The sequence below is a fragment of the Stenotrophomonas sp. C-A genome (genome assembly GCF_054030835.1).
The window spans coordinates 355,707-373,680 of the sequence record NZ_CM132916.1; the positions used below are offsets into that span (position 1 = coordinate 355,707).

At 66.9% G+C, this 17,974-nt stretch carries 19 protein-coding genes; 10 read left to right on the plus strand and 9 right to left on the minus strand.

The window, feature by feature from the left end; genetic code table 11:
* Window positions 1-4 precede the first annotated feature (4 nt).
* Genes ACW5IY_RS01635 through cyoE form a run of 4 tightly spaced genes read left to right on the plus strand, consistent with a single transcriptional unit; the run spans window position 5 to window position 3,397 of the window.
* Entirely contained in the window at window positions 5-742 is a 738-nt protein-coding gene (locus ACW5IY_RS01635; RefSeq protein ID WP_049435045.1) for an SURF1 family protein, read from the plus strand.
* Window positions 743-755: 13 nt separating this feature from the next.
* On the plus strand, window positions 756-1,325 hold the full coding sequence (locus ACW5IY_RS01640) for a nicotinate-nucleotide--dimethylbenzimidazole phosphoribosyltransferase family protein (RefSeq protein WP_049435046.1): 570 nt from the start codon (window positions 756-758) through the stop codon (window positions 1,323-1,325).
* A gap of 10 nt (window positions 1,326-1,335) precedes the next feature.
* The gene (locus ACW5IY_RS01645; protein ID WP_049435047.1) at window positions 1,336-2,499 is read left to right on the plus strand and encodes a COX15/CtaA family protein; all 1,164 of its coding nucleotides are present in this window, start codon (window positions 1,336-1,338) and stop codon (window positions 2,497-2,499) included.
* 4 nt (window positions 2,500-2,503) lie between these two features.
* Complete coding sequence (gene cyoE, locus ACW5IY_RS01650) at window positions 2,504-3,397, plus strand: heme o synthase (RefSeq protein ID WP_005407798.1); 894 nt, start codon at window positions 2,504-2,506, stop codon at window positions 3,395-3,397.
* 186 nt (window positions 3,398-3,583) lie between these two features.
* Here the strand turns inward: cyoE and ACW5IY_RS01655 are convergent, their stop codons facing one another.
* The 6 genes from ACW5IY_RS01655 to rpsU form a co-directional block, all read right to left on the minus strand.
* Window positions 3,584-4,555: a bile acid:sodium symporter gene (locus tag ACW5IY_RS01655; RefSeq protein WP_049435048.1), complete on the minus strand. Its 972-nt coding sequence runs from the start codon at window positions 4,553-4,555 to the stop codon at window positions 3,584-3,586.
* A 28-nt stretch (window positions 4,556-4,583) separates the two neighbouring features.
* Complete coding sequence (locus ACW5IY_RS01660) at window positions 4,584-5,084, minus strand: fused DSP-PTPase phosphatase/NAD kinase-like protein (RefSeq protein WP_049435049.1); 501 nt, start codon at window positions 5,082-5,084, stop codon at window positions 4,584-4,586.
* A 26-nt stretch (window positions 5,085-5,110) separates the two neighbouring features.
* Window positions 5,111-6,850 (minus strand): DNA primase, encoded by a 1,740-nt coding sequence (gene dnaG, locus ACW5IY_RS01665; RefSeq protein WP_049435050.1) that lies wholly within the window; start codon window positions 6,848-6,850, stop codon window positions 5,111-5,113.
* Window positions 6,851-6,910: 60 nt separating this feature from the next.
* Window positions 6,911-7,855, minus strand: coding sequence for a YihY/virulence factor BrkB family protein (locus tag ACW5IY_RS01670; protein ID WP_049435051.1), 945 nt, complete (start codon window positions 7,853-7,855; stop codon window positions 6,911-6,913).
* 103 nt (window positions 7,856-7,958) lie between these two features.
* A complete protein-coding gene (locus ACW5IY_RS01675; protein WP_049435052.1) occupies window positions 7,959-8,402 on the minus strand; it encodes a GatB/YqeY domain-containing protein in 444 nt (147 codons plus the stop codon).
* A 133-nt stretch (window positions 8,403-8,535) separates the two neighbouring features.
* Window positions 8,536-8,751 carry a 30S ribosomal protein S21 gene (rpsU, locus tag ACW5IY_RS01680; RefSeq protein ID WP_002808376.1) on the minus strand — a complete coding sequence of 72 codons (216 nt, stop codon included), beginning with the start codon at window positions 8,749-8,751 and terminating at the stop codon, window positions 8,536-8,538.
* A gap of 166 nt (window positions 8,752-8,917) precedes the next feature.
* On the opposite strand from rpsU, the gene tsaD reads away from it, so the two are divergent.
* A complete protein-coding gene (gene tsaD / locus ACW5IY_RS01685; RefSeq protein WP_049426946.1) occupies window positions 8,918-9,943 on the plus strand; it encodes a tRNA (adenosine(37)-N6)-threonylcarbamoyltransferase complex transferase subunit TsaD in 1,026 nt (341 codons plus the stop codon).
* 53 nt (window positions 9,944-9,996) lie between these two features.
* Here the strand turns inward: tsaD and ACW5IY_RS01690 are convergent, their stop codons facing one another.
* On the minus strand, window positions 9,997-10,662 hold the full coding sequence (locus tag ACW5IY_RS01690) for a hypothetical protein (RefSeq protein WP_100049875.1): 666 nt from the start codon (window positions 10,660-10,662) through the stop codon (window positions 9,997-9,999).
* Window positions 10,663-11,020: 358 nt separating this feature from the next.
* Here ACW5IY_RS01690 and folB point away from each other — a divergent pair, with 358 nt between their 5' ends.
* From folB to ACW5IY_RS01710, 4 genes are all read left to right on the plus strand, one after another.
* Window positions 11,021-11,374, plus strand: coding sequence for a dihydroneopterin aldolase (gene folB, locus ACW5IY_RS01695; protein ID WP_005407807.1), 354 nt, complete (start codon window positions 11,021-11,023; stop codon window positions 11,372-11,374).
* Between the two features lie 59 nt (window positions 11,375-11,433).
* Window positions 11,434-12,705 carry a mechanosensitive ion channel domain-containing protein gene (locus tag ACW5IY_RS01700; RefSeq protein WP_049435054.1) on the plus strand — a complete coding sequence of 424 codons (1,272 nt, stop codon included), beginning with the start codon at window positions 11,434-11,436 and terminating at the stop codon, window positions 12,703-12,705.
* A 128-nt stretch (window positions 12,706-12,833) separates the two neighbouring features.
* On the plus strand, window positions 12,834-15,008 hold the full coding sequence (locus tag ACW5IY_RS01705; RefSeq protein WP_049435055.1) for a glycoside hydrolase family 3 N-terminal domain-containing protein: 2,175 nt from the start codon (window positions 12,834-12,836) through the stop codon (window positions 15,006-15,008).
* Window positions 15,009-15,137: 129 nt separating this feature from the next.
* Window positions 15,138-15,680 carry a hypothetical protein gene (locus ACW5IY_RS01710; RefSeq protein WP_049435056.1) on the plus strand — a complete coding sequence of 181 codons (543 nt, stop codon included), beginning with the start codon at window positions 15,138-15,140 and terminating at the stop codon, window positions 15,678-15,680.
* 47 nt (window positions 15,681-15,727) lie between these two features.
* On the opposite strand, the gene ACW5IY_RS01715 is transcribed toward ACW5IY_RS01710, so the two are convergent.
* Window positions 15,728-16,894, minus strand: coding sequence for a PQQ-dependent sugar dehydrogenase (locus ACW5IY_RS01715; protein ID WP_049435057.1), 1,167 nt, complete (start codon window positions 16,892-16,894; stop codon window positions 15,728-15,730).
* A 167-nt stretch (window positions 16,895-17,061) separates the two neighbouring features.
* Here ACW5IY_RS01715 and yiaA point away from each other — a divergent pair, with 167 nt between their 5' ends.
* Entirely contained in the window at window positions 17,062-17,517 is a 456-nt protein-coding gene (gene yiaA / locus ACW5IY_RS01720; protein WP_010484216.1) for an inner membrane protein YiaA, read from the plus strand.
* A gap of 104 nt (window positions 17,518-17,621) precedes the next feature.
* Here the strand turns inward: yiaA and ACW5IY_RS01725 are convergent, their stop codons facing one another.
* Window positions 17,622-17,945, minus strand: a complete 324-nt coding sequence (locus ACW5IY_RS01725) for a hypothetical protein (protein ID WP_049435058.1) — start codon at window positions 17,943-17,945, stop codon at window positions 17,622-17,624.
* Window positions 17,946-17,974: the final 29 nt, after the last annotated feature.

Here is a 17,974-nt window from a genome sequence, read left to right on the forward strand (position 1 = left end):
TGTCATGATGCGCCAGCACACGCGCGTTTTCGGATGGCTGCTGGCCGTGCTGGCAATGGCCGGTTTCACCGCATTGGGGCTGTGGCAGCTGCAGCGCATGCATGCCAAACAGGCAATGTTGGATGCACAAGGTCCAGCCGCAGCGCAGGTACTGTCGTTGGCGCAGGCGCTCGCAGCGCCCGGTGCGTTGCATGGCGTGGCCGACCACGGCCGCTTCCTTCCCGGCGTGGTGCTGCTGGACAATCAGACCCGGCACGGCCGCGCGGGCGTGAAGATCTACCGCCCGTTCCGCAGTGACGAGGGCAGCGTGCTGCTGGTCGATCTGGGATGGCGCGCGCTGCCGCCGGATCGCACCCTGCCGGATGTGCCGGCACCCCCTTCGCCGGTGGCCGTACGTGGGTTGCTGGCGCCGCCGCCGTCGGCCGGATTGGCACTCGGTCCCGCATTCTCCGCCACGGGGGAAGCGGGCCGCTGGCTGGCCAGCCGATTGCCGGCCGAAGGCCTGGCCCGCGCGCTGGGGGTGCAGTCACTTCCCGATCGTGTACTGCGCCTGGACCCGGCGCTGCCCTTCGGCGACGAACGTGATCTGGACCTGTTGCCGAACACGCTGCCACCGCAGCGTCACCTGGGCTACGCCGTGCAGTGGTTCGGCCTGGCCCTGACCGTGCTGGTGGTGGCGCTGGTGCTGGAATGGCGCAGGAGGCGCGCCGTGGCCCGACCGGCATCCCGTACCCAACCATGAGAAAATGCCCCGCATGAACACTGCTACGTCCCCGCAGGCGCGCGGCTCCGGCCGCCGGACCCTGGTGCTGCTGTTTGCCGTGTTCTTCGGGGCGATGGCACTGGCTGCCGTACTGCGCTTCTCCGGCTGGCAGCCCACCGGGCACCGTAATGCCGGCCAACTGCTGAAGCCGCCGGTGGACCTGCGCCAGCGGAGCCCGACCCTGGCCACTGGCCAAGCCTACCCGTGGAACCCGGAGGCCCGGACCTGGCGCCTGCTGGTGGCGCCGGCCGGAGTCTGCGACGCGCAGTGCGTCACTTTGTCGCAGGGACTGGGCAAGGTGTGGCAGCTGTTCGGCCATAACGCCGATAATGTCGAAATCCTGTGGCTGGGAACGCCACCGGCGTCGATCGCCTCGCTGCCCGCGCTGCGGCCGCTGGCTCCGTCGCCAGCACTGCGCGCGGCGCTGCCTGGCGTCGATGATCCGGCGGGATTGCCGGTCTACGTGATCGATCCGAACGGCTTCGTGATCATGCGTCATGCCCCGGGCACCGACCTGGGTGGCCTGCGCAAGGACATGGCCACGTTGCTGAAACTGAAGTGAGTCCCGTTTGATGAGCCTTTCCGCGCGTCCGGCGCTGCACCGCAATTTCCACCGCCTGGCGTGGTTCGCCATGATCATGACCGCGAGCACGATCATGTTCGGTGCCTTCGTGCGCCTGTCCGATGCCGGCCTGAGCTGCCCGGACTGGCCCACCTGCTATGGCCAGGCCACCTGGCCGCAGCACGTGGAAGAGACCATTGGCCACCCGGCGGCGGAGATCCGCCCGCTGGAAACCCACAAGGCCTGGCGTGAGCAGGTGCATCGCTTCCTGGCCGGCGCACTGGGCATCGAGATCCTGACCCTGGCCCTGCTGGCCACGCGCAAGCGGCGATTCGGAAGCACGGCGGTGGTGACCGCGTGTGTGCTGGTGGCCGCCGGCATACCGCTGTACATGATGGGCTGGCATGGCACGGCCAGCGCTTTGGCCCTCATAGGCGAAGCGATCCTGCTGATCGCCGCGCTGCGCTGGAGCAACATCGACCTGGCGCGCGCTGCCCTGCTGACCCTGGCGGTGGTGATCTTCCAGGCGCTGCTGGGCATGTGGACGGTAACCCTGCTGCTGAAACCCATCGTGGTGATGGGCCACCTGCTGGGCGGCATGCTGATGTTCGCGCTGCTGGTGTGGATGGCCTGGCGCGCAACGCACATGCCGATCACCCTGGCCGAAGCGCCGAAGCTGAAGTGGCTGCTGCGCATCGGTGTGGCGGTGCTGGTCACCCAGATCGCACTGGGGGGCTGGGTCAGTGCCAACTACGCGGCGCTGGCCTGCGGCGGCGGAAGCGCCTCGCTGGACAACTTCCCGCGCTGCGCCAACCAGTGGTGGCCGCAGCACAACTTCGTCGAAGGCTTCACCCTGTGGCGTGGCATCGGCGTGGACTACGAAGGCGGCGTGCTGGATGGCGCTTCGCGTATCGCCATCCAGATGGCGCACCGCCTGTTCGCGGTGGTGGTGGCTGTCTACCTGCTGTGGCTGGGCGTACGCCTGTTCCGGTTGCCGAGCATGCGTGGCTGGGCCAGCGCGCTGATGGCGCTGCTGGTGCTGCAGGTCACCCTCGGCATCCTCAATGTGAAGCTGGCGCTGCCGCTGGAAGTGGCGGTGGCCCACAACGGCGTGGCCGTTGCCCTGTTGTTCGTGCTGGTCAGCCTGCTGGCCCGCCTGCGTGCCCCGGACTGATTCCATGTTTTCCAATTACCGCCAGTACTGGGACCTGACCAAACCCAAGGTCGTCGCCCTCATTGTCTTCACTGCCCTGGTCGGCATGGTCCTGGCCATCCCCGGCGTGCCCAGCTGGGAGCAGGTGCGCGCCGGCGTGCTCGGTTTCCTCGGCATCTGGCTGGCCGCTTCGGCCGCCGCCGCCATCAACCAGCTGCTGGATGCCCACATCGATGCGCAGATGGCGCGCACCTCGTGGCGTCCGCTGGTGGTGGGCAAGGTCAAGCCGTGGCAGGTGCTGGTGTTCGCCGGCGTGCTGATCGTGCTGTCGATGACCATCCTGGTGCTGTGGGTGAATCTGATCACTGCGGTGCTGACCTTCGCCTCGCTGATCGGTTATGCGGTGATCTACACCGTGTACCTCAAGCGTGCGACCTCGCAGAACATCGTCATCGGTGGTCTGGCCGGCGCGATGCCGCCGATGCTGGGCTGGGCCGCGGTGACCGGCATGCAGGGTTCGTCGGACTGGGCGTATTCGTCGCTGCTGGTGCTGATCATCTTCATCTGGACGCCGCCGCACTTCTGGGCGCTGGCGATCTTCCGCCGCGAGGACTACGCCAAGGCCGAAATCCCGATGCTGCCGGTGACCCATGGCGTGGTGCACACCCGCAAGCAGATCATGGTCTATTCGGTGGTGCTGGCACTGGTCTGCCTGCTGCCGTACCTGGTGGGCATGAGCGGCGCGTTCTACCTGGGCGGCGCGATCGTGCTCAACGCCGTATTCCTCTGGTACGCCTGGCGCATGCTGAACCCGCCGGACGAGCTGTTCTCGATGAAGATGTTCTATTACTCCATCGTGTACCTGATGGCGCTGTTCGCCTTCCTGCTGGTGGACCACTGGATCCTGCCCTGGTTGTGACCGGCTGCCCTTTGTAGAGTCGAGCCATGCTCGACTCAGGGTCAGATCCCCAGCGGGGCTCTGACCCGGTCTGATGGCAGGAGCATCCACGCATGGCGTGGATCCACTCCGGATCACAGGCATCAGCCGAGCATGGGCTCGGCTCTACAGTAGATCCACGCCATGCGTGGATGTCTCCCGGTCGGGTCAGGGCTTGCGCCGCGCATACCGCTGCGCGATCACGCCGCAGACGATCAGCTGGATCTGGTGATAGATCATCACCGGCAGCACGATCGCGCCCAGGCTGCCACCAGCGAACAACACCTTGGCGATCGGCACGCCTGTGGCCAGGCTCTTCTTCGAGCCGCAGAACACGATGGCGATCTCGTCCTCGCGGTTGAAGCGCAGGCGGCGGGCGATGAAGGTGATCAGCGGCATGGCGATGCCCAGCAGCACGGCGGCCACGACGGCCACGGCCAGCAGCGACAGCAGCGGCGTCTTGCTCCACAGGCCCTCGGTAACCGCTTCGCCGAAGGCCGAGTACACCACCAGCAGGATGGTGGCCTGGTCGGTGTAGCGCAGCAGCGCACGCTGCTTCTCCACCCAGCCGGCAATCCACGGCCGCAGCAGATGGCCGGCCACGAACGGCACCAGCAACTGCAGCATGATGCCGCCGATCGCATGCAGCGGATCGTGCACGCCGCCGGAGGTGCCGGCCAGCGCGGTCAGCAGCAGTGGGGTCAGGAATACGCCGAGGATGCTCGACAACGAAGCGCTGCACACCGCTGCGGGCACGTTGCCATGCGCCATCGAGGTGAACGCGATGGACGACTGCACGGTGGACGGCAGGGTGCACAGGAACAGCACGCCCAGGTACAGCTCCGGGGTCAGCAGCCAGCCCGACAGTGGCTTGAACATCAGCCCCAGCAGTGGGAACAGGATGAAGGTGCAGGCGAGGATGGTCAGGTGCAGCCGCCAGTGCAGCATGCCGCCGATGATCGACTCGCGCGGCAGGCGTGCGCCATGCAGGAAGAACAACGCGGCGATGGCGACCGTGGTGACATCGTCGAGGACGATGGCGGCGGCGCCCTTCATCGGCAGCATCGAAGCCAGGCCGACGGTGCACAGCAGGGCGAGGGTGAAGTTGTCCGGTCGCAGGCGCGACCACCAGCGGGTCATGGTGGGCAGAGTCCTTGGTGCGGAGGGTTCAGGGCGAGGTGACCGGTGTGGCCAGACGCTGGCGGGTGGCAGCTTCCAGCGACTTCAGGCCGGCACGCTGGCCGAGCTGCAGGGCCTGTTCCGGGCTGGCGTGTTCGTAACGTGCATTGACCAGGCCGAGCACGGCACCAGCGCGGTTGCCGGACGCGCAGTGCAGCAGCACCCGCCCCTGGCTCTGCTGCAGGGCCTGGTGCACGGCGCGCACATTGGCTGCATCCAGGCCCTCGGCACCGGCCACCGGAATGCGCACATAGCGCAGGCCCAGCGATTCGGCCACGCGGGTTTCATCGAAACCCCGGTCCTCGCCAGGCTGGCGCAGGTCGATCACGGTGCGTACGCCTTGTGCGGCCAGTTCGCGCAGCTGTGCGGCGCTGGGTTGGCCACCGGCATACAGGCCGGGGCGGACTTCATTGAGCGGGGTATCCGCGGCCAGGGCGGCCAGCGGCAGGCAGAGCGACAACAACAGCAGGCAGGTCAGGCGCAGCAGCATGGTCTCTCCGGGGCTGTGTTCTGCCGCTACAGGCGCAGATTGGCGCGGGCCTTGAGCAGCTCGCGCATCTCGTACTTGTCAGTATCGTCCAGACCCTGTTGTCGCTGCTTGGCGTTAAGGTCGTCGATCCGCTGGAACAGCAGCTGCTTCTCCAGCTGCCCGACCGCGTCATGCAGTTCCACCGTCCACATCGCTTCATCGCCCGCCAGCGTCTGCGCGGCCAGGGTGTGCAGCGAGGCCTGTTCGTCGCGGCCGTCGAAATGCTCCAGCAAGGCGCCGGTACTGATGTCCGGGCGTTGTTCGACCAGCCCCAGCAGTTCCAGCAGCAGCTCCACGCCCGGCAGGCGCAGGCCCTGGAAATGGTGCTTTCCACCCAGCGTCAGTGCCAGCGACGGCTGCTGCAGCAGCACGGCGATCGCGCCGCGCACCAGGCTGCGCTTGGCCACCGGTTGAATAGTGCGTGCCGGCTGGCGCTGAGGCATCGGCGCGCGCGCAGACGGGGCGTTGCCGCCGAGGCCGGTCAGCTGCGCCAGCTGCTGCTTCATCAGGTCGCCGAAGGCACCGTCGGGAATCTGCGCCAGCATCGGCTTGGCCCGCTCGGCCAGGCGTGCCTTGCCGTCCAGCGTACCCAGGTTGATCTCGCGGGTCAGTTCGTCGAAGAAGAACTGCGACAGCGGCGTGGCCTGCTTCAGCCGTTCGTTGAAGGCCTCGGCGCCTTCCTTGCGCACGATGGTGTCGGGGTCCTCGCCATCGGGCAGGAACAGGAAGAACGCCTGGCGGCCATCCTTCATGCGCGGCAGCACCGACTCCAGTGCCTTCCAGCCGGCGCGGCGGCCGGCGGCGTCGCCGTCGAAGCAGAAGAACACGTCCGGCGCGTTGCGGAACAACAGCTCGGCATGGTCCGGCGTGGTCGCCGTGCCCAGCGTCGCCACCGCCTGGGTGACGCCGAACTGGAACAGCGAGACCACGTCCATGTAGCCCTCGACCACGATCAGCCGCTCGATCTTCTGGTTGGCCTGGCGCACCTGCCACAGGCCGTACAGCTCGCGGCCCTTGTGGAACAGCGCGGTTTCGGGCGAGTTGAGGTACTTGGGGCCGTCGTCCTTCTCGAACACGCGGCCGCCGAAGGCGATCACCCGGCCACGGCGGTCAAAGATCGGGAACATCACCCGGTCGCGGAACTTGTCGTAGACGTGGCCGCGGTCGTTCTTGGAGAACAGGCCGGCGCGGTCGAGCAGCTTCATGCGCCGCTCGTCCTTGCCCAGCGCATCGCGCAGGCCGCTGTAGCCATCCGGCGCGTAGCCGATCTGGAAGCGTGCGCGGTTCTCTTCGTCCACGCCACGCCCATCGAGATAGCTGCGTGCCTTGTCGCTGCCTTCCAGGTTGTTCTGGAAGAACTTCGTGGCCGCCTCAAGCGCCGAATACAGCTCGCGGCTGTCGTCCTGCTGCTGGGGGCTGCGCGGGTTCTCGTTGCGCGGCACTTCCATGCCCGCGCGCTTGGCCAGCTCATCCACCGCGTCGAGGAACTCGAGGCGGTCGTAGTTCATCAGGAAGCTGATCGCGGTGCCGTGCGCGCCGCAACCGAAGCAGTGATAGAACTGCTTGGTGGGCGAGACCGTGAACGACGCCGAGCGCTCGTCATGGAACGGGCAGCGCGCTGCATATTCCTTGCCCTGTCGCTTCAACGGCACGCGGCTGCCCACCACCTCGACGATGTCGGAGCGGGCGAGCAGATCGTCGATGAAAGCGTCGGGGATACGGGCCATGGGCAACAGAACGGGGCGCGGCCGCCAGGGCGCGCAGCAGGGGCGGCAGGTTCCCCTAGTTTACTCGCTGGCGACGCCGGGACTGGCCTGTTCGGCCTCGACCCCGGCCTTGGCCAGCTGAGCCCGTGCATGCAGGCGCTCGTCGATCACCGCGGTCATCAACGCACCGACGAAGAACACGGCGGTGGCGTAGTAGATCCACACCAGTGCGATCACCAACGCGCCCATCGAGCCGTAGGCGCTGCCCGGGGCCACGGTAGCGATGTAGACGCCAATACCGTAGCGGCCAAGGGTGAACAGCACCGAGGTGATGGCGCCGCCGATGAAGGCCTGGCGCCAGGCCACGCGGCGGTCCGGCAGGTAGTGGTAGAGGAAGGCAAAGGCCAGCGTGTAGAGCAGCAGCGAGGTCAGGTAGCCGATCGCCGGCAGCACCGAGGGCAGCTGCGCGAACACCACCTGCAGTGCAGTGGTGGCGGTCATCGAGAGGATCAGCAGGAAGCCCAGTGCCAGCACCACGCCGAACGAGAACACGCGCTTGCGCAGCCAGGCCTTGACGCCTTCCAGGCGCTGGCCGCTGGTGTGGAAGATCCGGTTCAGCGCGTTCTGCAGCTGGGCGAACACGGCGGTGGCACCCACGAACAGCAGCAGCGTGCTCCACAGCCCGGCCAGCGAACCGACGCTGGGCTGGCTGTTGGCGTTGTGCAGCACGGTGTCGGCGACGCTGGCCACGCTGCTGCCGGCCACCGAGCCGATCTGGCTGATCAACGTCTGTTGTGCAGGCGGGTACAGCGAGGCAGTCAGCCACAACAGCAGCACCAGCAGCGGTGCCATCGACAGCAGGGCGTAGAAGGAGACCGAAGCGGCCTGGGTCAGCACGTCGATTTCGACGAAGCGCTTGGCGACCGCCATCGGGAAGCTGTCCTGCAGGCGGTCAGCGTAGTGGCGAAGCCGTGCGGGGATGCCGTGGGGACGCGTGTCGGCGGGGGAATGCGATTGCTCGACCATGGGGGTGTTGTAGCAGCCGGGGGTCGAAGGTGCGGTGAAGCGGATGCATCAATGGGGTCAGAGCCCTTCCGCGATGCGAAAGGGATCCGACCCCGGCAATGGCTTATGCCAGCAGCTGCTTGACCAGCTTGGACACCAGGCCCATGTCGGCCTGGCCGGCGAGCTTGGGCTTCAGCGCGCCCATCAGCTTGCCCATGTCGGCCGGGCCGGAAGCACCGGTTTCGGCGATGGCGGCCTGGATGGCGGCCACGATCTCGGCTTCGCCCATCTTCGCTGGCAGGTAGGCTTCGATGACCACGATCTCGGCGCGCTCGATCTCGGCCAGGTCCTCGCGGTTGGCGGCTTCGAACTGGCTGACCGAGTCCTTGCGCTGCTTGACCATCTTGTCGAGCACGGCGATCACGGCGGTGTCGTCCAGTTCGATGCGCTCGTCCACTTCGCGCTGCTTGATGGCGGCGTTGATCAGGCGGATCACGCCCAGCTTGTGCTTCTCGCCCGCCTTCATGGCGGCCTTCATGTCTTCGGTGAGCTGCTGCTTCATGCTCATGAGGAACCTCGTGGTGGTAGGTGGGGCGGGGCGGATGCCCGAACCCGGAAACGCAAAAAGCCGGCGACGCTCGCGCGTGCCGGCTTCGGCTCCATCGCGACAGGCAAGCCCGCCGCAATGAAGATGCGTCCGATCAGTACAGGCGCTGACGCTTGGTAACGTCGCGCGACGAGCGGCGCAGCTGACGCTTCACAGCAGCGGCGGCCTTGCGCTTGCGCTCCTGGGTCGGCTTTTCGTAGAACTCGCGCTTGCGGGTTTCGGCCAGCACACCGGCCTTTTCGCAAGTGCGCTTGAAGCGGCGAAGAGCAAACTCGAAGGGCTCGTTCTCGCGGACTTTGACGCTGGGCATGGAATCTCCGGGACACAGTAGAACCGGGTCACGCCCGGCGAGCCGCACATTATAGCGGCGAATAGACAAACTGCAAGCGGCCAACCCTGAATACGGGCCGGAAGTTCGAAAGCAGTGAGATCTGCACATCCCCCGAGGGGGCGGCAGGGGCGTCATAATAGCAGGCATGCGAGTCCTTGGCATCGAATCTTCCTGTGATGAGACCGGCGTGGCGGTGTATGACACCGACCTGGCCGGCAGCGCGGCCCTGCGCGCCCATGCGGTCTACAGCCAGATCGCCCTGCATGCCGAGTACGGCGGTGTAGTGCCCGAGCTGGCCAGCCGCGACCACGTCCGCAAGCTCCTGCCGCTGGTGCGCCAGACCCTGGCCGAAGCCGGTCTCGGCGTAGGCGACATCGACGGGGTGGCCTACACGGCCGGTCCCGGCCTGGTTGGCGCGCTGCTGGTGGGCGCCGGCGTGGCCCGCTCGCTGGCCTGGGCGCTGGAGGTGCCGGCGGTGGGCGTACACCATATGGAAGGCCACCTGCTGGCCCCGCTGATGGAAGACGACCCGCCGGAAGCGCCGTTCGTGGCACTGCTGGTGTCCGGTGGCCATACCCAGCTGGTGGCGGTGGACGCCATCGGCCAGTACCGGCTGCTGGGCGAGACCCTGGACGATGCGGCCGGCGAGGCCTTCGACAAGACCGCCAAGCTGATGGGCCTGCCGTACCCGGGTGGTCCCCAGCTGGCCAGGCTGGCCGAGCAGGGGACGCCGGGCGCGTACCGCTTCGCGCGGCCGATGACCGACCGCCCCGGGCTGGATTTCAGTTTCTCCGGCCTGAAGACCCAGGTGCTGATGGCCTGGCGCGACAGCGACCAGAGCGAGCAGACCCGCGCCGACATCGCCCGTGGCTTTGAAGACGCGGTGGTCGAGACCCTGTCGATCAAGTGCGAGCGCGCGCTGGAAGCGGCCGGGACTAACGTGATCGTGGTGGCCGGCGGCGTCGGCGCCAACAAGCGCCTGCGCGCGCGCCTGCAGCAGATGGCCGAGCGCCTGGGCGGCCGCGCCTGTTTCCCGCGGCCTGCGCTGTGTACCGACAACGGCGCGATGATCGCCTTCGCTGGCGCGCTGCGCCTGCAGGCCGGCCAGCACAGCCCGCCGAAGGTGGATGTGACCCCGCGCTGGGACATGGCGACCCTGCCGGCGGTGTGAGTCCCAACGGCCGCTCTTTGTAGCGTCGAGCCATGCTCGACTGCGCGTGATCGCTACGCACGTGCACCCAATGGCGACGCTGCCAATACCGTCGTCGCCCGCTCATGGCGCTGCAGCCACCCCAGGGTGTGCGGGCAGCGGGCGTGGATCAGCCGCCCGATCGCGGCCAGGTCGGCGCCGAGGTCGCGTTCCAGGATGGGTTCGTGGTGCGCGATCCGGTTGCGCAGGTGGCGGATGCGTCCAATGTCTGCGTGGATGGCTTTCCTGATGACACTGGGATGTGCCGAAGGTGCATGACGTAGAACCCCACCAAGTGCGGGTATCCACAGGGTAGAGTCGAAGCGACATGTAAAGAGCTGTTGCCAGAACACCATTGGCAGGTTGGCGACGATCTCAGGTGTATCGGTTACGCGGCTGGCAAGTTGTTCCAGTGCCGTGCGTGGAGAAGTACTGGATGAAGTTGGCAGTCTGCGGCGGAAGGCATCATTCCACGGCCAACGCGGGCCGTGCTGTCGGGTAAGCACAGCTGCAGCGGCGTTGCGAATGACCACCTCGCACAGATGGACCGGCATCATCAGCGCACCGCACATCCGCATGTTCCAGAGATACAGGGAATCGGCAGTGACGTCAGGGCTGCAGGTCGATGCGATTCTCTCGTAAGTCGACAGGCGCTCCGCTGACAACGCGCGCCGCAGTACATCGTATGGAGCCATCGTCATGTGCGGTGGTGAAGGAGGGCTCAATGTTCGCGAGAGTGGGCGGCGACCACCATCAGGGAACGTAGTTGTCCGCGCGGCTGATTTCCTGCGTTTCGCCTCGGGCGAATACCTGACCTGCCCTGTCGGAATTGGCCTTGACCGGCGATCTAGTCCTTGCCTAATCTGCGTGCCTGCGCCACCGGGACTCGCGGCTGGATTCCAGCTCCCCCTGGGGACAAACGGTAGTACCAAAGGGCCCTGCTAGCGGGGCCCTTTGTCTTTTCCGGGCCCGCCCCGTGCCGGCCACCCATCGCCCGTTCCGGGCAGGGTCACCGCCGTGCCGTTACCATGGCCCCCTGTATTCGGGCGGGTAAGCGCAATGGACAAGGTTTTCATCGAGGGGCTGACGATCGACGCCCTGATCGGTATCTACGATTGGGAGCGACGGATCCGCCAGGACCTGGTGTTCGACCTGGAAATGGGCTTCGACAACCGTCGCCCTGCGGCTACCGATGACATCGCCCACACCCTGAACTACAAGGCGGTGAGCAAGCGCCTGGAGCAGTTCGTGCGCGAGTCGGAATTCGGCCTGGTCGAGACCCTGGCCGAGCGCTGCGCGCAGATCGTACTGGACGAATTCGACGTGAAGTGGCTGCGCCTGAAGCTGAGCAAGCCGGGCGCGGTGCGCGGTGCGCGCGCGGTGGGCGTGATCATCGAGCGCACGCGGGACTGACCCGGTCATGCCGGCCGCTGGCCGGCAACCTCAACAGCAATGAAGAAAGGAGACAACTGATGGTGGACGCGGTGGTGGCGGTACAGTGGCTGGAAAAGCTGCAGAACACACTGGAACCCTATCCCGGCGCCTACCTGGCGTTGATGATCTCGGCGCTGCTGATCGCAGCCGGCCTGGCCAACTGGGTGACCAAGCGCATCCTGGTGCGTGGCCTGCGACGCCTGCTGCAGCGCCTTCCGGGTGCCGAGTCCGGGCGTGGCAGCCATTTGATGCGGGTCATTTCGCGCCTGTCCAACGTGGTGCCCAGCCAGGTGATCGCCTCGGGCATCACCCTCATCCCCGATCTGCCGCCCGGCCTGGTCAACGTCATCATCAAGCTGTGCATCGTGTGGGCCGTACTGACGGTGTCGATGGCGTTTTCGCATGCGCTGGACGCGGCCAACAGCCTGTACGAGCGCAAGCCCGATGCGCGCAACAAGCCGATCAAGGGCTACCTGCAGGTGGTCAAGATCGTGGTGTTCGTGGCCGCCGGCCTGTCGATCATCGCCACCCTGCTGGGCGTAGCGCTGGGGCCGCTGGTCACCGGCCTGGGCGCGGCCACCGCAGTGCTGATGCTGATCTTCCAGGACACCATCCTGTCGCTGGTGGCCAGCGTGCAGATCAGTGGCGACGGCCGCGTGCGCATCGGTGACTGGATCGAGATGCCCAGCCAGAACGCCGATGGTGATGTGATCGACATCGCCCTGCACACCATCATCGTGCAGAACTTCGACAAGACCATCACCACCATCCCGACCAAGAAGCTGGTGACCGAGTCGTTCAAGAACTGGCGCGGCATGCAGGAGGCCGGTGGCCGCCGCATCAAGCGCGCGCTGTACCTGGACCAGCACAGCGTCGGTTTCCTGGACGAGGGCGACCTGGCCTTCCTCGGCCAGTTCGCGCTGCTGCGCGACTACCTGCAGGCCAAGGAGCAGGAGCTGGGCCAGTGGAACGGGCGCCTGCGCGAGCAGGGCGTGGCCGAGGTCAACAGCCGCCGCGTGACCAACCTGGGTACCTTCCGGGCCTATGTGGAGCGCTACCTGCGCAGCCACCCGGGCATCCATACCGATATGACCCTGCTGGTACGTCAGCTGCAGCCGACCACCGAAGGCCTGCCGCTGGAGCTGTACTGCTTCACCCGCAGCACTGCCTGGGGCGAGTACGAGGCGGTGCAGTCGGACATCTTCGACCACCTGTTGGCGATCCTGCCGGCGTTTGGCCTGCGGGTGTTCCAGGCCTCCAGCGACGCCATGTTGATGGCCGGGCAGCGCCAGTTGGCCGGCTCGGAGTAAGCTGCGGTGCCCCCGGCGGGGCCATACGGTCCCCGCTGGTGGCTGAAACTGAATGAAGAAACCTCTCGCCAAACGGCTCGGGATCGCTAGAATGCCGGGCTTGTAAACGTTTTCATCAAGGACTGCCGGTGGCCTCCGATCGCATCGAATCCCTCATTGCCCAGATGACCGTCGAGGAAAAGGTCGGCCAGCTGGGTGTCTTCGCGGACATGGTCCGCCCGTTCGCCCCGGACGTGAACCCGGAAGCTAACGTGCGCAATGCCGACCAGGTGCTGCAGCAGGTGCGCGAGGGCAAGGTCGGCTCGCTGTTCAATGGTGTGGGCGCCGAACTGGGCCGCCGCATCCAGCAGGTCGCCACCGAGGAAAGCCGCCTGGGCATCCCGGTGATCCTGGCTGCCGACGTCATCCACGGCATGCGTACCGTGTTCCCGATCCCGCTGGGCGAGGCCGCCAGCTTCGAACCGGACCTGGCCGAGCGCACCGCGCGCGCCACCGCCATCGAAGCCACCGCTGCCGGCCTGCACTGGACCTATGCCCCGGCCGTGGACATCGCCCGCGACCAGCGCTGGGGCCGTGGCGCCGAAGGTGCCGGTGAGGACGTGGTGCTGGGCTGTGCGTTCGCCGCCGCCCGCGTGCGCGGCTTCCAGGGCAGCGACCTGCGCGCCGCCGATTCGCTGCTGGCCACGCCGAAGCACTTCGCCGCCTATGGCGCGGTGATGGCCGGCATGGAATACAACATGGTGGACATCTCGCCGCAGACCCTGCGCGACGTGCACCTGCCGCCGTTCAAGGCCGCCTTCGACGCCGGCGCGATCACCGTGATGTCCTCGTTCAACGACATCAACGGCGTGCCGGCCAGCGCCAATGCCGAACTGCTGACCGACATCCTGCGCGGCGAATGGAAGTTCCCGGGCGTGGTGATCTCCGATTACACCGCCGACATGGAACTGGTCGCGCACGGCTATGCCGCCGACGATCGCGATGCCACCGCCAAGGCATTCACCGCCGGCCTGGACCTGAGCATGCAGAGCGGCTTCTACGCCGAGCACCTGCCGGGCCTGGTCGAGAGCGGCGACGTGCCGATGAGCGTGCTGGATGAAGGCGTGCGCCGCATCCTGTGGCTGAAGGAAACCATCGGCCTGTTCGACGACCCGTACCGTTCGCTGGACCCGGCGCGCGAAGCGGATACCTCGCACCTCGCCGCGCATGACGAACTGTCGCGCGACGCCGCGCGCCGTTCGATCGTGCTGCTGAACAACCGCGACAATGTGCTGCCGCTGCAGAAGACCGGGCAGAAGATCGCACTGATCGGCCCGTTCGTGCAGGACCGCGAGAACATCGAGGGCTGCTGGACGCTGTTCGGTGACAAGCAGCGCTACGTGGACCTGGAAACCGGCGTGCGCGCCGCCATCGGCGACGAAGCGCTGCTGGAAATCGTGCCGGGCTGCGAACTGGAAACCGCGATTCCAGGCGGCACCGAAGCGGCCGTGGCTGCCGCGCTGCGTGCCGACGTGGTGGTACTGGCGCTGGGCGAACCGCAGCGCTACAGCGGTGAAGCGCAGTCGCGCGTGGAGATCACCCTGCCGCCGGCACAGCAGGCGCTGGCCGAGGCCGTGGCGATGACCGGCAAGCCGCTGGTGGTGCTGCTGCGCAATGGCCGCGCGCTGGCGCTGCAGGGCGCGGTGCGCAATGCACAGGCGGTGGCGGTGACCTGGTACCTGGGTACGCAGACCGGCCATGCCGTGGCCGATGTGCTGTTCGGCGACTACAGCCCGTCTGGTCGCCTGCCGGTCAGCTTCCCGCAGGTATCCGGCCAGCAGCCGTACTTCTACAACCACCCGCGCACCGGCCGCCCGGAACTGCCGACGATGTCGGAGTTCAAGGCCCGTTGGCGCGAGATTCCGAACGAGCCGCTGTACCCGTTCGGCCATGGCATCGGCTACACCAGCTTCGCCTACGGCGTGCCGCAGCTGAGCACGGCCGTGCTGGGCTGGGAAGAGACCCTGACCATCACCACCACGCTGACCAACAGCGGCGATGTGGCTGGCGAGGAAGTGGTGCAGCTGTACATCCACGACCGCGTGGCCAGTCGTGTGCGTCCGGTGCGCGAACTGAAGGACTTCCGCAAGGTGGCATTGCAGCCGGGCGAGTCCACCGAAGTGGTGTTCACCCTCAGCCGTGAGCAGCTGGCGTTCACCGGCCGCGACGGCGTGCTGCGCGCCGAGCCGGGTGTGTTCGACCTGTGGGTCTGCGCCTCGTCGGCGGCCGGTGAAGCGGTGCAGTTCGAGCTGCTGAAGGCCTGATCGAAAAAAAGGGGACGGAGGGGATTAAGTCGTTTGTGGCACTAACGACTTAATCCCCTCCGTCCCCTTTTTGTTGTCCTCACTGCGGCGGCGCTACCATCGGGCTTCCTGTTTCGATGGAGTGCGCGCATGCGCCGGATGGCTTGTCTGATTCCCGCCCTGCTGCTGGCGGCCTGTTCGCAGCCGGCGCCGCCGGCCGAGCCTGCAGCGGATGCGCCGCCGCCGATGGAGGCCAGCGCCCCGGCAGCGCCTGCGGCACCCCCCGCTGAGCCCACCGCCGCCGCACCGGCCGCGTCCGAAGCGGATGCGCCCGCGGAAGACGCACGCGCGCGCATCGAGTCGCTGCTTGGCGATGCGGCGCAGTACGAAAAGGTGTTCAATGCGTTCAAGACCGCGGTGGTCGGTGGAGATCGCGCTGCCGTGGTCGAGGAAGTGCGTTTCCCGTTGAATATCAGCGGCGGAAAGAAGATCACCGGCCCCGGTGAGTTCCAGCGCAACTACGAGAAGATCATCACACCGGCGGTGGTCAAGGCGGTGTCCGAACAGGACTTCGGCAAGGTCTTCGTCAACCAGCAGGGCGTGATGATCGGCGATGGACAGGTGTGGTTGAGCGGGCAGTGCCTGGACCAGGCCTGCACGAAGACCGAGGTGAAGGTCATCACCATCCAGTAAACGGAAACGGCCCCGCATGCGGGGCCGTTCCGGGAAAAAGGTGCCGATCAGGCCTTCGGCGTCAGCTTCAGCAGGCGCGCCTTGCTGCCGTCTTCCAGCAGCCACAGCGCACCATCCGGGCCCTGTTCCACTTCGCGGATGCGCTCGCCCATGTTGAAGCGTTCGGCCTCGCGCGCGCTGTCGCCGTCGAACGCCACACGCACCAGCGAGGTCGACGACAGCCCACCGATGAAGCCGCTGCCCTTCCACTGCGGGAATAGCTTGCCGCTGTAGATCACGAAGCCGGCCGGCGAGATCACCGGCGTCCAGGTCACCTTCGGGGCGGCGAATTCCGGGCGCGTGTCGTGGTCTGGAATCGGTCGGCCGTCGTAGTGGTCACCATTGGAAACAATCGGGTAACCGTAGTTGGCGCCGCGCACGATCAGGTTCAGTTCGTCGCCGCCGGCCGGGCCCATCTCGTGTGCCCACAGCTTGCCGTTGGCGTCGAAGGCCATGCCGAGGATGTTGCGGTGGCCCAGCGACCACACCTGCGCGGCCACGCCACCCTGCGAGGCGAACGGGTTGTCGGCGGGCAGGCTGCCATCATCGTTGAGGCGGATGATCTTGCCGAGGTTGCCGCCCATGTCCTGCGCCGGATCGAACTTCTGCCGCTCGCTGGAGCTGATCCACAGCTTGCCGTCCGGGCCGAAAGCGAGGCGGTGGCCGTAGTGGCCCTCACCGCTGACCTTGGGGCTCTGCCGCCAGATCACCTTCAGGTCCTTGAGCTGACCGGCGCCGTTGGCGTCCAGCGCCAGCGTGGCACGGGCCACGGCAGCACCGCGGGTGTCCAGCGTGCCTTCCTCGGCGTAGCTGAGATAGATCACGTGGTTGCTTGCGAACTGCGGGTGCAGGATCACGTCACCGAAACCGCCCTGGCCGCCATAGGCGACCTTGGGAACGCCGGTGATCTCATGCTTCTGGCCGCTGGCCAGGTCCAGGTGCTGCAGCTTGCCGCGCTTCTCGGTGACCAGCAGGCTGCCGTCGGGCAGGAAGGTCATCGCCCACGGTTGGTCGAAACGGCTGACCTCGGTGGCGGTGAACGGGCGTTGATCGGCGGCGGCGGACGCCGTGGCCGTGGCCTGGGCGCCGTTGGCGGCCGGGTCGGCGGCATTGCAGGCGGAGGTGGCGAGGATCGGCACCAGGCCGAGGGCGAGCAGCAGGGGCATGCGGGTCATGGGTATCTCCAGGCGGGGATGCGGATGGCCGGGCTGTACCTTGTATACCACTGGAGCGGTGACCGTCGTGGCCCGAAGGTCCTGCAACCCCTGTGCGAGGGCGGCGGGATCGTCTAGGGTGGGCACGCCCGGGCAAAGCGTGCCCGTCTGCCTGCCAAGGATCTGCAATGAACACTGCCATGCCCCACAAGCCGTCCACCGCCTTCATCGCCGCCTCGTGGGTGGCCCTGTTGCTGGGCGCGGCGGCCTACCTGATCGGCCTGTTCAACGCCGCAACGATGGCGCTCAACGAGAAGGGCTACTACCTGACCCTGCTGCTGTTCGGCCTTTTCGCGGCGGTGTCGCTGCAGAAGAGCGTGCGTGACCGCGTCGAGGGTATTCCGGTGAGTGGCTTGTACTACGCGTTGTGCTGGTTCGCGCTGCTGTCGGCGCTGATGCTGCTGCTGGTCGGCCTGTGGAATGCCACCCTGGCATCGAGCGAGAAGGGCTTCTACGGCATGGCCTACGCGCTGTCGCTGTTCGGTGCGGTGGCGGTGCAGAAGAACACCCGCGACCTGATCGCCGCCGGTGGCGGTGAAAGCAAGCGCAGCGCAGGCGTGCCGCCGCTGCCGGAACAGGAGTGATTCTGTAGAGCCGAGCCCACGCTCGGCTCTCGCAGGATTTCTGTAGAGTCGAGCCATGCTCGACTCTCAGCCGAGCATGGGCTCGGCTCTACAGGAGCATGGCGTTATCGCTTCAACCGCGGATCCGCCAGCTGTGCATCCTCCCAGCCACGGCGAACGGCACCGCGCGCCTGCGCCCATTCCAGCCGGCTGCGGCCACGTTCATTGGCCCAGCGCGATTCCAGCTCGGCTTCGACCTGTTCGTAGGCGCGGATCATGTCCCGTGCACGCGCGGCGTGGCCGATGCGGTAGGCAGGCTCGTAGTCCTCGAAGAACAACTGGTCGTCATAGTAGGGCTCGGCCGTGTAGCGTTCGCGCCAGTAGTTGCTGACCGCATCACGCGGCGTGCTGTCGTCCGGTACGCGGCCGGGGATCTGGTACTCGGTCATGGAAGGCTCCGTTGTGGACGAAGCCTGAT